Raw genomic sequence first — 19423 nt, forward strand, 5'->3', positions numbered from 1 at the left:
GCCTGGCAGAATTCCGCCATGGACACTGCCGAGCACATCAAGTACCTCGTGCGTGAGGGCCAGTTGCTGGCCGACGCCGCCGCGGCGGCGGGTTGGGACGCGGAGGTGCCCACCTGCCCGGGCTGGCGGGTGCGGGACCTCGTGCGGCACACGGGCATGGTGCACCGCTGGGCGACCGCGTTCGTCGCCGAGGGCCTCACCGAGTACCGGCCCGGCGGCGGCGAGCCCGACCTCGACGGCGACGCGCTGCTCGACTGGTACCGGGAGGGCCACGAGCGGCTGGTCGCCGCGCTGGTCGAGGCCCCGGACGCCCTCGCGTGCTGGACGTTCCTGCCCGCGCCCTCCGCGCCCGCGTTCTGGGCGCGCCGCCAGGCGCACGAGACGACCGTGCACCGGGTCGACGCCGAGTCCGCCCTCGGCCTGGTCGCCGGCCGCTCCCCGGTCGGCCCCGCCCTGGCCGCCGACGGTGTCGACGAGCTCCTGTGCGGCTTCCACGGACGGGAGCGCAGCCGGGTCCGCACGGACCGGCCGGGGACCCTGCGCGTGCGCGCCACGGACACCGGCGACGTGTGGACCGTCCACCTGTCCGCCGACGCGCCGCGCACCACGCGTGACGCGGAGGGGCCCGCGGAGTGCGAACTGAGCGGCCCGGCGGAGGCCCTGTACCTGACGCTGTGGAACCGCATCCCGGCCGGCTCGCCCGCCGTCGCGCTCTCCGGGGACGACCGCCTGGCACGGGTGTGGCGCGAGACGTCGGCGGTGACGTGGTGACCCCCGTGCCGCCGGCGACGCGGCTACGACGTGGGACACGCAGGTGGCGCCGGTGACGTGGGAGACGCGGGTGCCGCAGGCACCGACGGGCGTCCAGCGGCCGGGACGGAGGCGATTCGGGTGACGCCGGATCAGGTGCGGCGGGACGCGGCGACGGTGGAGATCGGGTACGCAGTGGTCACCGGGGCCCTGCTGGCGGCGGCGGTGTTCTGCCTGGTCGCCTCGCCGGTGCTGCTGCTCGAACCGTCACGCGCGGTGCGGCACGGCCTGCTGGTCGCCGCCTCGTCGGCGGCGGGACTGGCGTTCGCGGCGCGGGCGGTCCGGGTGCTGTGGCGCTTCGGCCACCCGTACCCGCGGCGGGGACGCCCGGACGACGGGCCGCACGGGCCGGCGTACCCGGCGGAGGGCACGGCTCCGCGGCGTGGCGGAGGCGACGGCCGGCCCGGGCGATAGGGTCGTCGGCATGGCGCTGCGACTCTTCGAGGTGAACGTCAAAGCCCGGGACGACTCCGCGCTGGGCCGGTTCTGGGGGCAGGCGCTCGGCTGGCGCGTCTCCAGTGGGGGGCCCGGTGCGACCAGCGTCGCGCCCGTGGGTTGCGCCTGGCCGGACCCGGCCGCCGTCCGCGTCGACGTCATCGCCGTCCCCGACCCCGAAACGGTGCGGGGCCGCGCGCACATGGAGCTCGCCACCGCCTCCGCGGCCCACCACGCGGAGGTGGTCGCGCGCCTGAGGGGACTCGGCGCGACGCCCGCCGACGCGGACCGGGGCGACGCCCAGCGGACCGTGCTGGCCGATCCGGAGGGCAACGTTTTCTGCGTCCGGGGGCCCCGGGAGACCCACAAGGACACCGGGCCGATCGCCGCCGTGGTCGTCGACTGCGCGGACCCCCGGGCCATGGCCCGCTTCTGGGGCGGGGCGATGGACTGGGTCGTGCACGAGGTGACCGACGACCATGCGCTGCTGCGCTCCGCCGAGGGTGTCGGCCCGTGCCTCGAGTTCCTCCGCACGCCCCATCTGCGGCACCTGCGGCACCGCGCCCACCTCGACCTGGCGCCCCACCCCTTCGACGGTGACGCCCAGGCGGCCGAGGTGGCCCGGCTCAAGGCCCTCGGGGCGACGTCCGCCGACGCGGGCCGGGGCGGCTTCCCGTGGCAGGTCCTGGCCGACCCGGAGGGCAACGAGTTCTGCGTCCTCGGCCCGGCCTGACGCGTGGCCCGGCCTGCTCCGTCACCCCCCGGCGCACCTTGGTGCGGGCGGCGGCTTCCCCCGGCCCGCGGCGCCGGCGGACGTGCCCGGCGGACGTGCCCGGCGGCGGGCTCCTACCGGTCGGCCGGGTCCGGTGTGCCCGTCGTGGTGTCCGGGCGTTCCGGGCCCGAGGGAGGGTGGCGGCGGTCCAGCGCGTCCAGGGCGCGGCGCGCCAGGGCGTTGGTGCGCACCACCCCCGCCAGCGTCGTCGCGCCGCGCGTGATGTCGGTGAACGCCCGCCACGCGGGCCGCAGCCCGGTCACCGCCGTGTGCATCAGTCCGGGGCGGCGCTCGAAGGCGGCGAGCATCCGGCGCCCGACCGCCATCTCGACGCCGAGCCCCGCTTTGATGGCGAACGCGTAGTTCAGGGCCTGTCTGCGCGCGTCGACCGCGTCGTGCGCCTCGGCGATGCGGGCCGCCCACTCGCCCGCGAGCCGTCCCGAGCGCAGCGCGAAGGAGATGCCCTCGCGGGTCCACGGCTCCAGCAGGCCGGCCGCGTCGCCGCAGACGATGACCCGGCCGCGCGAGAGCGGGGAGTCGTCGCTGCGGCAGCGGGTCAGATGGCCCGACGAGACGGCCGGATCGAAGCCGGCGAGGCCGAGCCGGGCGACGAAGTCGTCCAGGTACCGCTTGGTGGCGGCGCCGTCGCCGCGCGCCGAGATCACGCCGACGGTCAGGGTGTCGCCCTTCGGGAAGACCCAGCCGTAACTGCCGGGCATCGGCCCCCAGTCGATCAGGACCCGCCCCGCCCAGTCCTCCGCCACGGAGGACGGCACGGGGATCTCCGCCTCCAGGCCCAGGTCCACCTGGTCGAGCTTGACCCCGACGTGCGCCCCTATGCGGCTGGCGCTGCCGTCGGCCCCGACCACGGCCCGCGTGAGGACCGTCCCGCCGTCGGCCAGGACGACGGCGACGGTACGCCGGTCCGGTACCGCGGCGCCGTGCTGCTCCACCCGCGCCACCGCGACGCCGGTGCGCACCTCGGCGCCGGCCGCCCGCGCGTGCTCCACCAGCCGCGCGTCGAACTCGGACCGGTCGACGAGGCCGAACAGCATCCGCTTCGAGCGGCGGGTACGGGCGAAGCGGCCGTCCAGCGAGAAGGTGACGGCGTGCACGCGGTCCCGCAGGGGCAGTTCGAAGCCGGGCGGCAGGGCGTCGCGCGACGGGCCGATGATGCCGCCGCCGCACGTCTTGTAACGGGGCAGTTCCGCCTTCTCCAGGAGCAGCACGCGACGGCCCGCGACTGCCGCGGCATAGGCCGCGGACGCTCCGGCCGGCCCTGCGCCGACCACGACGACATCCCACACGTTCTCGCTGCTCACGATGTGCTTACGCTCCCGGTCCCGACCCGTGATCCAAGCTCTCGTCCGCATCCTACGGGGCATCGCCCCGACCCTCCTGTGCGAGGATCGGACGCGCGTTCGCCGCACACACCGCCGCGACGCCCGACGTACCGCTGTCGCACCCACAGGAGCGTGCCATGACCGCCCAGCCGATCGCCCAGCCGATCGTCGAGCCGATCGCCGCCACCGTCGCCTCGCTGATGCCCCGCGCCAAGGCGGAGCTCTCCGAGCTGGTGGCGTTCCAGTCCGTGGCGGATCCCGCGCAGTTCCCCCCGAGCGAGTGCGAGGCAGCCGCCGCCTGGGTGGCGGACGCGCTGCGCGCCGAGGGCTTCACCGACGTCGCCCTCCTGGACACCCCGGACGGCAGCCAGTCCGTGTACGGGTACCTGCCCGGTCCCGCCGGCGCGCCGACCGTGCTGCTGTACGCGCACTACGACGTGCAGCCGCCGCTGGACCCGGCCGGCTGGGACACGCCGCCCTTCGAGCTGACCGAGCGCGACGGCCGCTGGTACGGGCGGGGCGCGGCGGACTGCAAGGGCGGGTTCATCATGCACCTGCTCGCGCTGCGCGCCCTGAAGGCGAACGGCGGCGTGCCCGTCGGCGTCAAGGTCGTCGTCGAGGGCTCGGAGGAGCAGGGCACGGGCGGTCTGGAGCGGTACGCCGAGGCCCACCCCGAGCTGCTGGCCGCCGACGCGATCGTGATCGGCGACACCGGCAACTTCCGCGTCGGCATGCCCACGGTCACCGCGTCCCTGCGCGGGATGACCATGCTGCGGATCCGGGTGGACACCCTCGGGGGCAACCTGCACTCGGGCCAGTTCGGCGGCGCCGCGCCGGACGCCCTGGCCGCGCTGATCCGCGTCCTGGACTCGCTGCGGGCCGAGGACGGCTCGACGACCGTCGACGGGCTCGCCGCCGACGCCGAGTGGCAGGGGCTGGAGTACGCGGAGGAGGACTTCCGGCGGGACGCGAAGGTACTGGAGGGCGTGGAGCTGATCGGTTCCGGCAGCATCGCCGACCGGCTCTGGGCGCGCCCGGCGGTCACGGTGATCGGCATCGACTGCCCGCCGGTCGTCGGGGCCACCCCGTCCGTCCAGGCCACCGCCCGCGCCCAGATCAGCCTGCGGGTGCCGCCCGGTCAGGACGCCACCGAGGCGACGAAGCTGCTCACGGCGCACCTGCGGGCGCACACCCCGTGGGGGGCGCGGGTGAGCGTGGAGCAGATCGGTCAGGGCCAGCCGTTCCAGGCGGACGTCGCGAGCCCGGCGTACACGTCGATGGCCGACGCCCTGGCGGCGGCCTACCCGGGCGAGGAGATGCAGGCGGCGGGCATGGGCGGCTCGATCCCGCTGTGCAACACGCTGGGCGGGCTGTACCCGGAGGCGGAGATCCTGCTGATCGGCTTGAGCGAGCCGGAGGCGCAGATCCACGCGGTGAACGAGAGCGTGTCGCCGGAGGAACTGGAGCGGATGTCCGTGGCGGAGGCGCTGTTCCTCGTCAACTACGCCGCCTCGAAGCGGGGTTGAGTTCCGGCGGAACTCACGGAGTGCGTGGCGGGGCGGTCCGGGCGGGCCGCCCCCGTGGCGTCGGAGCCATGACCCGGCACCGAATCCGCCCCTTCGCCCGTCGCCCGCGCGCCCTCGCCCCGCCCACCGTGACCGGCGCTCCTGCCGGTCCCGCCGGCCCTTCCGCACCCGGGACCCCTGACTCCCCCGCAGGTCCGCGCCGCCCCGGCCGGAGGAAGCTCGACCCGGCGCGGCGGCCCGCCCCCGGACGGCCCGCCGCACGGAGCCGTACCGGCCCCCGTACGGCTCGGCGGCGCCCGGTGTACGGGGTCGGCGCCGGTGCGGAACCGCCCGCCCGGCGTGGTGCGGGACGGTCCGGCGGCACGGTTCCCGGCCCGGCGTACGTCGGCGTGACGTCGGGACCGGCGGGCGGATCTCCTGCGGTGCGCCGGCCGCGGGGTCCGGCCGGGGGCGGCCGACGGGCACGGACCGGGCGGGCCAGGCCGCCGGGGGTACGGCCGGGGGTCAGCCGACGGGGACGCCGGCCTCCAGGTTGAGGACCGTGCCCTGTTCGCGGGCGCGCAGGGCCCAGCGCAGGCGTTCGTAGCGGACCGGGGGCAGCATGTCGGCGGCCTCCTTCTCACTGGCGAAGCGCCAGCCGCGCAGTTCCGCGCCGGGCAGCAGGACGCGGTCGGTCTGGGCGCCGCTGAGCCGACCGCCGTCGAAGAGGAGCCTGAGCCCGCCGTAGCCGGGTGGCCGGGGCGGCTCCCAGTCGACGACGAGGAGCCTCGGGACGGCGGCGAGCTCCAGGCCGGTCTCCTCGGCGACCTCCCGCATCGCCGCGCGCGCCGGCGCCTCCCCCCGTTCGACGACGCCGCCGGGGAACTCCCACCCCGGCTTGTACGTGGGGTCCACGAGCAGGACGCGGTCGGCGTCGTCGAAGAGCAGCACCCCCGCCGCGAGCGTCTCACCCGTCGGCTCCGGCGTCTGCACGATGCCGCACGCCCCCGCCGCACCGGTGCGGACGGCGTCCGCGATGACCTTCGCCGTGGCCTCGGGGGTCAGCGCACCGTCGTCGACGGCGTACGCGTCGGCCCCCAGCCACCCGTCGAGCGCGGCACTGAACGCCGCGACGTGCTCGTGGCACCACTTGCGGACCCGTCGGTCCGCGTCCGGATCGTCGGGACGGTCGGCGCGCCCCTCGATCCGCCCGCGCAGGATCGTTTCGTCTTGGGTCAGCACGACGTGGTGGACGGGGATCCGGCGGGCCGCCAGGCCGCCGAAGATCTCGTCGCGGTACTCCTGCCGCAGCACGGTCATCGGTACGACGAGGACGCCGCCGACCTCGGCGTACAGCGCCGCCGCGGCGTCCACGACCAGGCGGCGCCAGATGGCCAGGTCCTGGTGGTCCCCGACGGTGGCGAGCCGGTCGGGCGGGAGCAGCAGCGGCAGCGCCCCGCCGATCAGCTCCGGGTCGTACAAGGTGCTGTTCGGTATCAGGTCGACCAGTGCGCGCGCGGCACTGGTCTTGCCGGCGCCGAACGCACCGTTGATCCAGACGATCACGGTTCCCCCTCTTCCGTTGGCCCCCAGTGGCTTGCCCGCAACACCCTGCCACGGAAACCCGCGGCCGCCGGGCGCGTGGCCGTAACGGTCCGGGGGCCGCGGGCCTTCCCGGCGGGGACGTACACCGGCGCGTCCCGCGAACGCCGCCGAGTTGGCCGGATCCGGTGGTGTCCCGACCGGATCGCGCGGGGCCGGGCGGCGGTCCTGTCAGCGGGCGGCCAACACGATCCAGACGGGGCCGGGCGCGAAGGCGAGCGGGTCGCCGGCGGGCGTCGTGAAGGTCGTGCCGCCGGTGGCGGACGGGCGGCTCCAGCGGGCGTCGTACCCCTTGCCGTCGCGCAGGACCAGCGCGGAGCCGGAGCCGACGGTCTCGGTGTAGGGGGTGACGTTCCCGCCGCGGTCCCGGAACGTCGAGGGGCGGATGCCGACGTACTGGACGACGACGGTCTTCGCCCCGACGCGCCCGTCGTCCGTCGTCCGGGCGGGGGCACCGTCCATGGAGACCAGCCAGCGCTTCTCGGCGGCGGACCAGTCGAAGGCGTACCGGGCGGCGGGGAAGCGGACGGCGTGCCGGTCCACGGGGCGCCCGCCGGCCGGTGCGGGGCCGAAGCGGAAGCCGATGTCCCGCGCGGTACCGGCCGACGGGGCGGCGGCGAGGGCCCGTTCGGCGTCGACGTAGAGGTTGTGCGGCGCCGGGCGGTCCGGGGCGCGCGTGTACGCGGCGGGGGCCCGCTCGGGAGGCAGCGGGTACAACGGCGCCTCCCGGAGAAACCCCTTCAGGGCGCTGCGGACCCCGGAGTACGCGAGCGCCGGGCGCCCGAACTGGCGCAGCAGCTCCACGTCCGACTCGCGCGCGCTGCGCACCGGCCCGATCCTGGGCGGCTGTTGCGACGCGTACACCGCGAGGAGCCGGGTGAGTCCGGCCTCCACCTGCTCGACGTAGACGAGGTCGGCGGCGCCGAGCCCGGTGTGGGGGCGGGCGGCGCCCACGTTGTCGATCTTCACGGCGAGGACGGGCCCGGTCCGTCCGGGAAGACCGGTGAACGGCGACACGGCGGGGGCGGACGGCACCGACGAGGTCGGCGCGGGTGGGGTCGTCGTGGGCGCCGGGTCGTTCCGGTCGGCGGTGCCGCAGCCGGCGAGCACCAGGGCGAGGGCGACCGCGACGGCCGCCACCGCGGCGATGGCGACGCCGAACGGTCCTCGCGCGCGCGACGTGTCCAACGGTCCGACTCCCTGCCTCCCTCCAGTGCAGCACAGAGAGGAAGACGGGGCGACAGCGACGGCAGGGGTGTCCGGGACGGTGGGGACCGGCAGGGCGGGCGGGATGGCTGGGGCGGGCGCGTCCTGCCGTTGCCGGACGACCGGGGCGGGGGACGCGGTACCGTCGCGACGGTACGGCGGGCCCGGCGGTCGCGCGGCGGATGCGGCGGTCGCTGTGGGTGCGGCGGTTTCGCGACGGATGCGGCGGTCACGGCGGCCCGGGCGGGCGCGGGGTCGTCCGGCGGATGAGGGGGCGAGGGGTATGGACGGATCGAACGGCGTGAGCGGCGCCGACGGGGTCGACGGGGCGTGGGAGGACGGTGGGCCCGGTGTGCTGCGGCTCCCCTCCGGGCGGCTGGTGCGCGGGCGGGCGCTGCGGCGGCCGCTGCCCGACGGGCCGGCGCCCCGGTACGGCGTGTACCTCCTCGGCGAGCGGCCGCCGGAGACGCCGTGGGAGACCCGGTGGCTGCGGTGGCCCGACTTCCGCTTGCCCGCCGACCGGGCGGAGGCGCGTGACGTGCTCGCCGAGGCGTGGGCGCGCGCGGAGACCGAGCGCGTGGAGGTGGCCTGCGGCGGGGGCCGCGGGAGGACCGGTACGGCACTGGCCTGCCTGGCCGTCCTGGACGGCGTCCCGCCGGAGCGGGCCGTGGAGTTCGTACGGCGGTGGTACCACCCGCGCGCGGTGGAGACCCCGTGGCAGAAGCGGTACGTGCGGCGCTTCCCCGGCGCGTGAGCGGGCGGCCCGCGGAGCCGCGCCACCGGGCGCTGTGCCCCTGGCCGGCGCGGCCCCGGGCCCGCACCGCTCGCGGCACGCAGCACGGCCCGCGCGACCCGGGCGCACGGCGCCTCGCCGCCCGGGCCGGCACCGTTCGGCGCCGGGCGCGGTCCGCCCGGCGCCGCTCGGCACCGGCGTGCCGGCCGGACCCGCGCCGCTCAGCGCGGGGTCGTGACCCGTGGCCGGGTGCCGAACGCGGCCGCCGCCGCGCCCAGCAGCCCCGCGTCCGTGCCGGTCGAGGCGGGAACGACCGCGAGGTCCCGGACGAACGACAGCGTCGCGTACTCCCGCAGCGCCCGCCGCAGCGGCGCGAACAGCACGTCTCCCGCGCCCGCCACTCCCCCGCCGACCACCGCGATGCGCACCTCCGCCAGCGCCGCCGTCGCCGCGATCCCCGCCGCCAGGGCCCGCCCGGCCCGCTCGTAGGAGGCCCGGGCCACCGGGTCGCCCGCGCGTGCGGCGGCGGCGACACCGGTCGCCGTGGCGTCGCCGTCCGGCCCGGGGCGCCAGCCGAGCGCGAGGGCGCGGCGCGCGATGTTCGGTCCGCTGGCGATGCGCTCGACGCAGCCGCGTCCCCCGCACGGGCAGGGGTCCCCGTCCAGGTCGACGCTGATGTGGCCGATGTGACCGGCGTTGCCGGTCGGGCCGGGGTGCAGGCGTCCGCCGAGGACGAGGCCACCACCCACGCCGGTCGAGACGACGAGGCACAGGGCGTCGTCGTGACCACGGGCGGCGCCCTGCCAGTGCTCGGCGGCCGTCATGGCGACGCCGTCGCCGACCAGCTCGACCGGGAGGCCGCCGCCGGCCGCACGGACCCGCTCGACCAGCGGGTACCCGCGCCAGCCGGGCACGTTGACCGGACTGACGGTGCCCGCCGACGCGTCCACCGGGCCGGCGCTGCCGATGCCGACGGCGCGGGCCCTCGCCCACAGCGGCGAGCCGGCCAGTTCGGCCAGGACCTCGGCGACGGCCGCCATCACGGTCTCGCCGTCCTCGTGGGCGGGGGTGGGGCGGCGCGCCCGGACGAGGATCCGGCCTCCGCCGTCGACCAGGGCTCCCGCGATCTTCGTACCGCCGATGTCCAGGGCGGCGACGAGGTCGCCCGGCGGGTCGGCGGGGGGCCCGGCCGGGGATCCGTTCGGAGACGCGGCCGGGGATCGGTGCGGGGGCTCGGCCGCGGACTCCGCCGGAGATCCGGACGAGTGTCCCGTCGGGGCATGGTGCCGCGGTTCCACGTGCATGGCTGTCGCTCTCCCCCGTGACGTCCCGGACCGGCGGCCCGTCTGCCGCCCTGTCAGTCTCACGGGGAATGACAACGTTGTCCAGGGCCTATGCTCGACGCCACACCCTCGCACACCGGACCCCGACCCGACGACCGACCGGCACCGAACCGCCCCGACCCCGACCCGCCACCGACCGGAGAGGAACCGCGCACCGTGGCCGAGACCACCCGCCGCCCCGACCACCGCTACGGCAACCGGCCCACCATGAAGGACGTCGCCTCCCGGGCGGGCGTCGGGCTCAAGACGGTGTCACGGGTGGTGAACGGCGAGCCGGGCGTCACCGCCGACACCGAGCGCCGCGTACAGGAGGCCATCGAGGCGCTCGGGTTCCGCCGCAACGACAGCGCGCGGGTGCTGCGCAAGGGTCGCACGGCCTCGGTCGGCCTGGTGCTGGAGGACCTCGCCGACCCCTTCTACGGGCCGCTGAGCCGGGCCGTGGAGGAGGTTGCCCGGGCCCACGGCGCCCTGCTCATCAACGGGTCGAGCGCCGAGAACCCGGACCGGGAGCGGGAGCTGGCGCTGGCGCTGTGCGCGCGCCGCGTGGACGGCCTCATCGTGATCCCGGCCGGCGACGACCACCGCTACCTGGAGCCGGAGATGAGGGCGGGCGTCGCCACCGTCTTCGTGGACCGGCCGGCGGGGCGGATCGAGGCCGACGCGGTGCTCACGGACAGTTTCGGCGGCGCCCGCGGAGGTGTGGCGCACCTCGTCGCCCACGGCCACCGGCGCATCGGGTTCATCGGCGACCAGCCGCGGATCCACACCGCCGTGGAGCGGTTGCGCGGTTACCGCGCGGCGATGGAGGACGCGGGGCTGCCGGTCGACGACGCGTGGGTGTCGCTCGGCTCCACCGATCCCGCGCGCGTCCGCGAGGCGGTCGCCGCGATGGTGGACGGCCCCCAGCCGGTCACGGCCCTCTTCGCGGGCAACAACCGCGTGACGGTGACCGCCGTGCGGGAGCTGTCCGGACGTACCCGGCCGGTCGCCCTGGTGGGCTTCGACGACATCGAGCTGGCCGACCTGCTGGGGATCACGGTCGTCGCCCAGGACGCCGCCGCGCTGGGCCGCACGGCGGCGGAACGGCTGTTCCGCCGCCTCGAAGGGCTGCCCGAGGCGCCCGCGCGGGTCGAGCTGCCGACGACACTGATCGCGCGCGGCTCGGGTGAGGTCCCGCCCGCCTGAGCCCGCCGCGCCCGACCGCGGTCCGCCGCACCCGACGGGAGGAGTCCGTCGAACCGGGCCGGGCGCCCGCCGGGCCGGCGGACACCGGGTGGGCGGACACCTGATGGGTGGACACCGGGCAGGCACGCAGGACGGGTGGGCGCCGGGCGGGCGGGTGGTCAGCAGTGCGGCAGGCCGGGCAGCGGGGCGTCGTTGTCGCCGCCCCGGATGTACACGTCGCTGACCCAGACACCGGTGTTGCCGCTGTCGTCGTCGGTCTTCGCCCACCAGACGTTGGTCCACTCGCCGTGCGTCTCCCGGCGGCCCAGGTCGGACTGGCAGTAGAAGTAGTTGGTGCCGGCGTTGAGGACGCCGGCCTGGCTGCCGTCGCCCCGGTGGGAGGTGGCGGTGCGCCACACCGTGCAGTTGTACTTGCCGCCGCCGATGGGGTGGCAGGCCGGCGCCTGGGCGCCGCCCCCGCCGGTGGTGCCGGAGCCACCTCCCGCGGCGGACCCGCCGGTCGTGCCGCCGGCCGATCCGCCCGTGGACCCGCCCGCGGTGGTCCCGCCGGTCGCCCCGCCGTCGGCGCCGCCCGTTGTGGACCCGCCGCCGGGGCCGGGTGCGGCCGCCGCCGCTGACGGGGAGGGCGACCCGCCCCGCGACGGGGTCAGGCGCGGGTCGGTGCGCGGCGCGGTGCTCGTGGAGGGGGACGCGTCGGCGGCCGGGGCCAGCGGCATGCCGTCGTCGTCGACCGAGGGGACCGGCTCGGCGGTGACCTGCCCGCCGGTGAGGGCCTGGCCGCCCTGGGGCGCCTCCTCGCGGCCCGTCAGGACGTACGTCACGCCGCCGCCCGCCAGGACGACGGCGGCCACCGCCGCCGCGACCACGGCGCGCGACCGTCCGGAGCGGGAGCGGGAACGCGCCGCGCGCGTGGCCGCGCGGCCGCCGTCGGAGGCGCCGGCGCCGCTCGTCCCGTCCGCGCCGGACGGGGCCGGGGCGTGTCCGGGGAGGGGGACGGGCCCGCCGAACCCACCGGCGTGGGCCGCCCCGAAGCCGGGGCGGTCCGCCCCGGGTACCGCTCCCGCGCCGGGCGCCGGCTGGGCGCCTGCCGCACCCGGCCCGGCCGTCGGGTGACCGGCTCCCGGGTGACCGGACGCAGGGGCCCCGAAGCCGCCACCGGGGCCGGTCCCGGCAGCGTTCTCGGCGTTGTCCTGTGCCACGGGACGCCCCTGCGCCCCGTGCGCCCCGTGCGCCCCGGGTGGACCCTGTGACGCGGCGTGGCCCGGCCACCCGTGAGGGCCCTGCTCGCCCTGCGGTGCCTGCGGTGCCTGCGGCGGCGGGCCGAAGCCCCGCGGGGGCAGCGCCGTGTGTTCCGTCGGTACGTACGCACCGGGCCCGTCCGCACCGTCCGCCACCCCGGCGAGGAGGCGGGCGGCCGTGGCGGCGTCCGGGCGGTGGGCCGGGTCCTTCGCCATCAGCTGCCGCAGCACCGGAGCGAGGGGGCCGGCGCCGTGCGGCTCCGGCAGCGGTTCGGCGACGATGGCGGTGAGCGTCGACCACGTCGAGGTGCGGCGGAAGGGCGAGGCGCCCTCCACCGCCGCGTAGAGGGTCGCCCCGAGCGCCCAGACGTCGGAGGCCGGGCCGGGCTCCTGGCCCTGGGCGCGCTCGGGCGCCAGGTAGTCGAGGGAGCCGACCAGCTCGCCGCTGCGCGTGAGGTGCGTGGCGGCACCGTCGTCGGGGTCCTCCATGGCGGCGATGCCGAAGTCGGTGAGGACGACCCGGCCCGTGCGGTCCAGCAGGACGTTGCCGGGCTTGACGTCGCGGTGCAGGACGCCGACCCGGTGGGCGGCGGCGAGGGCCTGCGAGACCTCCGCGCCGAAGCGGGCGGCCTCCCGGGGGTCCAAGGTGCCGCGCTCGGCGAGCACGTCGGCGAGCGAGGGCCCGTCGACCAGTTCCATGACGATGACCGGGCGGCCCTCGTGGTCGGCGATGTCGTGGACGGCGATGACCCCGGGGTGGCGGACGCGCGCGGCGGCGCGGGCCTCGCGCTGCATGCGCACGCGCAGTTCGGCCAGTTCGGGGCCGGACGAGTCCGTGTACGTGCGGAGCTCCTTGACGGCCACCTCGCGGCCCAGCACCTCGTCGACGGCGCGCCAGACGACGCCCATGCCGCCCCGCCCGAGCTGCCGCACCGGCCTGTACCGGCCGGCGATCAGTTGGTGTTCCCCCGAAGACAACCGCTGCCCCGTTCCTCGTCGCGTGCTGGACGCGTACAGGCTACGGGGCGGGGGTGACGGCCCCGGCGCGGGACCGTCACCGTCGGGTCACTGCGGGGCGGTCGCCGTGAGGTCGCCGCGCCGCGGGGCGGCGAAGCGGTCCAGGTCCGCGCGGGAGAGCCCGGTGAGGCGGGCGACCTCGGCGGCGTCGAGGGCGCCGCAGTCGACGCCGCGCAGCAGGTACGAGCTGAGCGCCTTGGCGGTGGCGGGTTCGTCCATGACGTCGCCGCCCGCCTGGCCGGCGTAGGCGGCGAGGCGCGCGGCGGCCTGCTCGTACCCCTCGCGGTAGAAGGCGAAGACGGCGGCGTACCGGGTGGGCAGGTGGCCGGGGTGCATGTCCCAGCCCTGGTAGTAGGCGCGGGCCAGCGCGCGGCGGGTGAGGCCGTAGTGCAGCCGCCAGGCGTTGTGGACGTTCTCGGTGCTGCCCACGGGCAGGACGTTGGTGGAGCCGTCGGAGACGCGGACGCCGGTGCCGGCGGCGGCGACCTGCATGACCGCCTTGGCGTGGTCGGCGGCGGGGTGGTCGCTGGCCTGGTGGGCGGCGGAGACGCCGAGGCAGGCGCTGTAGTCGAAGGTGCCGTAGTGCAGGCCGGTGGCGCGACCGCCGGCGGCGTCGATCATGCGGGCGACGGTGGCGGTGCCGTCGGCGCCGAGGATCGCCTGGCTGGTCTCGATCTGGATCTCGAAGCCGATGCGGCCGGGCCGCAGGCCGCGGGCCTTCTCGAACTCCTCCAGCAACCGCACCATCGCCGCCACCTGCTCGGGGTACGTCACCTTCGGGAGGGTGAGGACGAGACCGTCGGGCAGGCCGCCGGCGTCCATGAGGCCGGTGAGGAAGACGTCGAGGGTGCGGATGCCCCGGTCGCGTACGGCCGCCTCCATGCACTTCATGCGGATGCCCATGTAGGGCGCGGCCGTGCCGTTCTCGTACGCCTCGGCGACCAGCCGGGCGGCGCGGGCGGCGTCGCGGTCCTCGTCGGCGTCGGTGTGGCCGCCGTAGCCGTCCTCGAAGTCGATGCGGAGGTCCTCGACGGGCTCGCGCTCCAGCTTGGCGCGTACGCGGTCGTGGACGGGCCCGGCCAGCTCGTCGGGCAGGCCGAGGACGGCGGCGAGCGAGGCGGCGTCGGGGGCGTGCTCGTCGAGCGCGGCGAGCGCCCGGTCGCCCCAGGAGCGGAGGGTGTCGGCGGTGTGGGCCTCGCCGGGGACGTAGACGGTGTGGACCGGCTGGCGGGTGCCGGGGTCGCCGGGGTAGCGGCGGGCGAGCTCCGCGTCCACCGAGGCGAGGGAGGCACTCACGCCCTCGCTGACCGCGCTGGCGAGACTTGTCGCCACCTGCTCCTGCTGACCCATGACCCGTGACCCTCCACCGTGAGCGATTGCGGAGCGATTTCCGCTTCCCGGAATCAACAATCCGTATGGTGAAGTTATCCGGGGCGGCTGAGCTGCGTCAATGGTCTCCCGGAACGGCGCGGGGCCGCGCGGTGGACACCGCGCGGCCCCGGGCCGTGAAGACGTGGCAGCTCAGCCCTTGCGGGCCTTGATCTCCTCGGTCAGCTGCGGGACGACCTCGAAGAGGTCGCCGACCACGCCGTAGTCGACCAGGTCGAAGATCGGGGCCTCGGGGTCCTTGTTGATGGCCACGATGGTCTTCGAGGTCTGCATGCCGGCGCGGTGCTGGATGGCGCCGGAGATGCCGGTGGCGACGTACAGCTGCGGCGAGACCGACTTGCCGGTCTGGCCGACCTGGCTGGTGTGCGGGTACCAGCCGGCGTCGACGGCGGCGCGGGAGGCGCCGACGGCCGCGCCGAGGGAGTCGGCCAGGCCCTCGATGAGGGCGAAGTTCTCGGCGCCGTTCACGCCGCGGCCGCCGGAGACCACGATCGCGGCCTCGGTCAGCTCGGGGCGGCCGGTCGACTCGCGCGGGGTGCGGGAGACGACCTTGGTGCCGGTGGCCTTCTCGGAGAAGGAGACCGAGAGGGCCTCCACGGCGCCCGCGGCGGGGGCGGCCTCGACGGGGGCCGAGTTCGGCTTGACCGTGATGACCGGGGTGCCCTTGCTGACGCGGGACTTGGTGGTGAACGCGGCCGCGAACACGGACTGCGTCGCGACCGGGCCCTCGTCACCGGCCTCCAGGTCGATGGCGTCGGTGATCAGGCCGGAGCCGATGCGGACCGCGAGGCGCGCCGCGACCTCCTTGCCCTCGGCGGAGGACGGGACGAGCACGGCGGCCGGGGAGCCCGCGGCGGACACCGACTCGTACGCGGCCTGGAGGGCGTCCACCTTCGGGACGACGAGGTAGTCGGCGAACTCGGCGGCGTCGGCCGTGAGGACGCGGGTCGCGCCGTGCTCGGCGAGCGTGGCGGCGGTGGCCTCGGCGCCGGCGCCGAGGGCGACGGCGACGGGCTCGCCGATGCGGCGCGCGAGCGTCAGCAGCTCCAGGGTGGGCTTGCGGACGGAGCCGTCCACGTGGTCGACGTAGACGAGAACTTCAGCCATGGGATTGCTCTCCTGCGAATGCGAAGTCTGAGGGGGCGGTCAGTTGGCTCTGCGCGAGCCCTAGATGAACTTCTGGCCCGCGAGGAACTCGGCCAGCTGCTTGCCGCCCTCGCCCTCGTCCTTGACGATCGTGCCGGCCGTGCGGGCCGGGCGCTCCGTCGCGGAGTCGACCTTCGTCCAGGCGCCTTCGAGGCCGACCTCGTCGGCGTCGATGTCCAGGTCGCCCAGGTCCAGGGACTCCACCGGCTTCTTCTTGGCGGCCATGATGCCCTTGAAGGACGGGTAGCGCGCCTCGCCCGACTGGTCGGTCACGGACACGACGGCCGGGAGGGACGCCTCCAGCTGCTCGGTCGCGGCGTCGCCGTCGCGGCGGCCCTTGACCGTTCCGCCCGCGCCACCCTCGACGGAGACCTCGGAGAGCAGGGTGACCTGCGGGACGCCCAGGCGCTCGGCGAGCAGGGCCGGCAGGACGCCCATGGTGCCGTCGGTGGAGGCCATGCCGCAGACGACCAGGTCGTAGCCGGTCTTCTCGATGGCCTTCGCGAGCACCAGCGAGGTGCCCATGACGTCGGTGCCGTGCAGGTCGTCGTCCTCGACGTGGACGGCCTTGTCGGCGCCCATCGACAGCGCCTTGCGCAGGGCGTCCTTGGCGTCCTCGGGGCCGACGGTGAGGACGGTGACCTCCGCGTCGTCGGCCTCGTCGGCGATCTGCAGGGCCTGCTCGACCGCGTACTCGTCCAGTTCCGAGAGCAGGCCGTCGACGTCGTCGCGGTCGACGGTCAGGTCATCGGCGAAGTGCCGGTCGCCGGTGGCGTCGGGCACGTACTTCACACAGACAACGATCCTCAAGCTCACGCCGGCTCTCCTACTGCATCGTCATTACTGGGCTGCCTTGTTGCACGCAGCATAGGCGCCTGATGGGGCGGTTTCCGCTCGGGGCGGCCGCCCCGCAAGGAAATATTACTCGTCAGTACACCGGGAGCCTTCCCCCTGAGCAAGCGCTTTGCACTGTGACCTTGCCAACGCTGAGTAACCGGGATTTCTCAGTCCCGCAGAGCGTTGAAGCGCCCGTGGTGGTACAGCAGCGGACGGCCCGCGCGGGCCGCCGGGTCGCCCGTGACGACCTCCGCGACGACGATGCGGTGGTCCCCCGCCGGGACGCGGCCCACGATCCGGCACACCAGCCACGCCAGGACGCCGTCCAGCACCGGGACGCCCTCGGGTCCGGTCCGCCAGCGGGTCGGCGCCGCGAAGCGGTCGGCGCCGCTGCGCGCGAACGTGGCGGCCAGCTCGTGCTGCTGCTCACCGAGCAGGTGCACGCCGACGTGGGTGGCCGCGCGGACGGCGGGCCAGCTCGACGATCCGGTGCCGATGCCGAACGACAGCAGCGGCGGATCGGCGGAGACGGAGGTCAGGGAGCTGGCGGTGAATCCGACGGGGCCGCCGCCGTGCGCCGCGCCGCCCGGGGCCGTGACCACCGCGACGCCCGCGGCGTGCCGACGGAAGGCCGAGCGCAGCAGCTCCGGACCGGCGGCGCCGTCAGGCGCGGCGGCGCGGGCGGAGGGCGCGGTGCGTGCGGGGGTGACGGCGGGAGCGGGGGTGGCGGTCATGGAGTTGTCCTTCTGCGGGGGGCGTGCGTGCCGGGCGGTGGTCTGTCGTCGCTCAGACACCGGGACAGAGCGCGCTCGCGTTGCGGGCCAGGTCGAGGTGGACGCGGCCGTGGAGAAGGAGTTCGTACGCCACGGCGCCACCCTGTCGAGCGGCGGCCGCCGCCGTCAAGGCCGCGCGAGGCAATGGGACGCGCATCACGGCCGGTCAGCGGGGTCGGCGGGACCGGCGTGGGAGTCCGCCGGGGCGGCGTCGGGGACGGCGGGACCGGTGGCGGGGTCGGCGCGGGCGCCGGCCTGGGCGGCGGGACCGGTGACGCGGGTGGTCGGCCCGGCGGGGGCGGCACCGGCACCGGCCTGGGCGGCGTCGGGGGCGGCGCTGGTGCCGGCGGAGGCATCGGAGGAGCCGGCCGGGGTATCGGAAGGACGGATCGGGGCCCCGGCGGGTTCGGCCGGCGTGTCGGTGGGTACGTCGAGGGCGCGGCCGAGGGCCGCGATCACGTCGGCCCGCCGCGGCTGCCCGGCGCCCCGGCGCACGACGCGGCCGGCGGCGTCCAGGACCAGCACGGTGGGGGTGGCGGTGATGAGGAGCTCGCGGACGAGGTCGAGGTTCCGCTCGGCGTCCACCTCGACGTGGGCGACTCCCGGGACCATGCCGGCGACGTCGGCGAGGACCCGCCGGGTCGCCCGGCAGGGCTGGCAGAAGGCGGTCGAGAACTGTACGAGCGTCGCCCGCTCCCCCAGCGGGGCGCCCAACTCCCCGGCGTCCAGGGCCCGCCCGTCGGGCGTCCGCCCGCCGTGGTCCCGCGCGTCGTCCCCTACCGCCACCGTGCCCGCCTCCGTCGTACCGTTCCGCCCCCGTACGGCTCCGTACAGCACCCGCGCGGCCGGGCGGATTCCCGCTGTCGGCCCGCGCGGCGGGGACGTGACGAGTATCTCGCCGGGTTTACGGTCCTTGACGCCCGTCCGGGCTGGCCTGCGCGCTGCTCATGGGGCAGCATCGGCCCCGGGCCGAAAACCTACGGCTGCGTAACTTCCGCCGGGAGAACCCTCCCCGGACGTAGATGAAGAGAAGGGTGTTCTCCAGATGGCAGAACTCGTCTATCGGCCGGTCATCGGCGCCGCGCTCACGATGTTCAAGGCGCTCGACCTCAAGATCGACGTGCAGGGTTCGGAGAACATCCCCCGCTCCGGCGGCGCGGTGCTGGTGAGCAACCACATCAGCTACCTCGACTTCATCTTCACCGGCCTCGCCGCGCTCCCCCAGAAGCGCCTGGTCCGGTTCATGGCCAAGGACTCGGTGTTCCGCCACAAGATCTCCGGGCCGCTGATGCGGGGCATGAAGCACATCCCGGTCGACCGCGAGCAGGGCGAGGCGGCCTACCGGCACGCGCTCGACTCGCTGCGCTCCGGCGAGATCGTGGGCGTGTTCCCGGAGGCGACCATCTCCCAGTCGTTCACGCTGAAGGGCTTCAAGTCGGGTGCGGTGCGGTTGGCGCAGGAGGCCGGCGTGCCGTTGATCCCCATGGCGCTGTGGGGGACGCAGCGGATGTGGACCAAGGGACGCCCGCGCAACTTCAAGCGCAGCCACATCCCGGTGACCATCCGCGTGGGCGCACCGCTGGAGGCGGCGCCCGACCAGTACGCCGGCGCCCTCACGCGGCGGCTGCGCGAGCGGGTGCAGGAGCTGCTGGAGGCGGCGCAGCGCGCCTACCCCGTGCGGCCCCGGGACGCGGAGGACACCTGGTGGATCCCGGCACACCTCGGCGGCACGGCGCCCTCCCCTGCGGAACTGCGCTAGGACGGCGGAGAGCGGCCGGCCGGGACGTCCTTTCGACGTCCGGGCCGGCCGCTCTCGTCGTGCCGGGTGGGAACGGCCGCAGGGCCTGTCCTCCGGTTCTCGCCGGGTTCGCGGCGTCCGGCACCGCGCCTCGCCGGGGTGTCGTCGGTCGCCAACGCTCCGCGGTGGCTCCCTCCTCCGCCCTGCGATCCACAGCACCGGACGCCGCTCCCTGATCCGGCCTGATCCACAAGGCCCTAGGTTCTGTCTCTTTGGTCAGCGTCGGGTCCAGATGAGGATGCCTGCGAGGTGGAGTGCGGCCTGGTAGGCAATGGCGAGTTTGTCTGTCCG

General features: G+C 76.2%; 16 protein-coding genes and 1 pseudogene. 7 read left to right on the forward strand and 10 right to left on the reverse strand.

All coding sequences use genetic code 11. The annotated features are described in order from the left end of the window. Positions 1-18: 18 nt before the first annotated feature. The 3 genes from ACF053_RS23410 (at position 19) to ACF053_RS23420 (ending at position 1978) form a co-directional block, all read left to right on the forward strand. Complete coding sequence (locus ACF053_RS23410) at positions 19-771, forward strand: maleylpyruvate isomerase family mycothiol-dependent enzyme (protein ID WP_391955720.1); 753 nt, start codon at positions 19-21, stop codon at positions 769-771. A 120-nt stretch (positions 772-891) separates the two neighbouring features. Then, positions 892-1224, forward strand: a complete 333-nt coding sequence (locus tag ACF053_RS23415) for a DUF6332 family protein (protein ID WP_391955721.1) — start codon at positions 892-894, stop codon at positions 1222-1224. Positions 1225-1234: 10 nt separating this feature from the next. Next, entirely contained in the window at positions 1235-1978 is a 744-nt protein-coding gene (locus ACF053_RS23420; protein WP_391955722.1) for a VOC family protein, read from the forward strand. Positions 1979-2091: 113 nt separating this feature from the next. Here ACF053_RS23420 and ACF053_RS23425 read toward each other — a convergent pair whose 3' ends face one another. After that, positions 2092-3390, reverse strand: a complete 1299-nt coding sequence (locus tag ACF053_RS23425) for a geranylgeranyl reductase family protein (protein ID WP_391955723.1) — start codon at positions 3388-3390, stop codon at positions 2092-2094. Between the two features lie 107 nt (positions 3391-3497). Between ACF053_RS23425 and ACF053_RS23430 the strand changes: the two genes are divergently transcribed. After that, the gene (locus ACF053_RS23430) at positions 3498-4886 is read left to right on the forward strand and encodes a dipeptidase (protein WP_391955724.1); all 1389 of its coding nucleotides are present in this window, start codon (positions 3498-3500) and stop codon (positions 4884-4886) included. 504 nt (positions 4887-5390) lie between these two features. Here the strand turns inward: ACF053_RS23430 and ACF053_RS23435 are convergent. Both ACF053_RS23435 and ACF053_RS23440 read right to left on the reverse strand, forming a co-directional pair. Beyond that, positions 5391-6431, reverse strand: a complete 1041-nt coding sequence (locus tag ACF053_RS23435) for an NUDIX domain-containing protein (RefSeq protein ID WP_391955725.1) — start codon at positions 6429-6431, stop codon at positions 5391-5393. A gap of 207 nt (positions 6432-6638) precedes the next feature. Then, positions 6639-7655 (reverse strand): DUF3048 domain-containing protein, encoded by a 1017-nt coding sequence (locus tag ACF053_RS23440; RefSeq protein WP_391955726.1) that lies wholly within the window; start codon positions 7653-7655, stop codon positions 6639-6641. 301 nt (positions 7656-7956) lie between these two features. On the opposite strand from ACF053_RS23440, the gene ACF053_RS23445 reads away from it, so the two are divergent. Further along, positions 7957-8427, forward strand: coding sequence for a protein-tyrosine phosphatase family protein (locus ACF053_RS23445; RefSeq protein ID WP_391955727.1), 471 nt, complete (start codon positions 7957-7959; stop codon positions 8425-8427). Between the two features lie 200 nt (positions 8428-8627). Here the strand turns inward: ACF053_RS23445 and ACF053_RS23450 are convergent, their stop codons facing one another. Beyond that, on the reverse strand, positions 8628-9710 hold the full coding sequence (locus tag ACF053_RS23450) for an ROK family protein (protein ID WP_391955728.1): 1083 nt from the start codon (positions 9708-9710) through the stop codon (positions 8628-8630). Positions 9711-9905: 195 nt separating this feature from the next. On the opposite strand from ACF053_RS23450, the gene ACF053_RS23455 reads away from it, so the two are divergent. After that, positions 9906-10934, forward strand: a complete 1029-nt coding sequence (locus ACF053_RS23455; protein WP_391955729.1) for a LacI family DNA-binding transcriptional regulator — start codon at positions 9906-9908, stop codon at positions 10932-10934. A gap of 158 nt (positions 10935-11092) precedes the next feature. Here ACF053_RS23455 and ACF053_RS23460 read toward each other — a convergent pair whose 3' ends face one another. The 6 genes and pseudogenes from ACF053_RS23460 to ACF053_RS23485 all read right to left on the reverse strand — a co-directional run. Next, positions 11093-13150 (reverse strand): serine/threonine-protein kinase, encoded by a 2058-nt coding sequence (locus ACF053_RS23460; protein ID WP_391955730.1) that lies wholly within the window; start codon positions 13148-13150, stop codon positions 11093-11095. 87 nt (positions 13151-13237) lie between these two features. Beyond that, on the reverse strand, positions 13238-14539 hold the full coding sequence (locus ACF053_RS23465) for a DUF6986 family protein (RefSeq protein ID WP_391955731.1): 1302 nt from the start codon (positions 14537-14539) through the stop codon (positions 13238-13240). Between the two features lie 171 nt (positions 14540-14710). Next, positions 14711-15685, reverse strand: a complete 975-nt coding sequence (locus tag ACF053_RS23470) for an electron transfer flavoprotein subunit alpha/FixB family protein (RefSeq protein ID WP_391955732.1) — start codon at positions 15683-15685, stop codon at positions 14711-14713. Between the two features lie 60 nt (positions 15686-15745). Continuing rightward, a complete protein-coding gene (locus tag ACF053_RS23475) occupies positions 15746-16540 on the reverse strand; it encodes an electron transfer flavoprotein subunit beta/FixA family protein (protein ID WP_058940376.1) in 795 nt (264 codons plus the stop codon). 188 nt (positions 16541-16728) lie between these two features. Continuing rightward, positions 16729-17295 carry a flavin reductase family protein gene (locus ACF053_RS23480; RefSeq protein ID WP_391955733.1) on the reverse strand — a complete coding sequence of 189 codons (567 nt, stop codon included), beginning with the start codon at positions 17293-17295 and terminating at the stop codon, positions 16729-16731. 471 nt (positions 17296-17766) lie between these two features. After that, positions 17767-18120 (reverse strand): annotated as a pseudogene (locus ACF053_RS23485) (TlpA family protein disulfide reductase); the annotation flags it as partial. 259 nt (positions 18121-18379) lie between these two features. On the opposite strand from ACF053_RS23485, the gene ACF053_RS23490 reads away from it, so the two are divergent. Further along, complete coding sequence (locus tag ACF053_RS23490) at positions 18380-19093, forward strand: lysophospholipid acyltransferase family protein (protein ID WP_391955734.1); 714 nt, start codon at positions 18380-18382, stop codon at positions 19091-19093. The last annotated feature ends 330 nt before the right edge of the window (positions 19094-19423 follow it).

Source organism: Streptomyces kanasensis (assembly GCF_043077165.1).
In the GTDB taxonomy this organism is placed as follows: domain Bacteria; phylum Actinomycetota; class Actinomycetes; order Streptomycetales; family Streptomycetaceae; genus Streptomyces; species Streptomyces changanensis.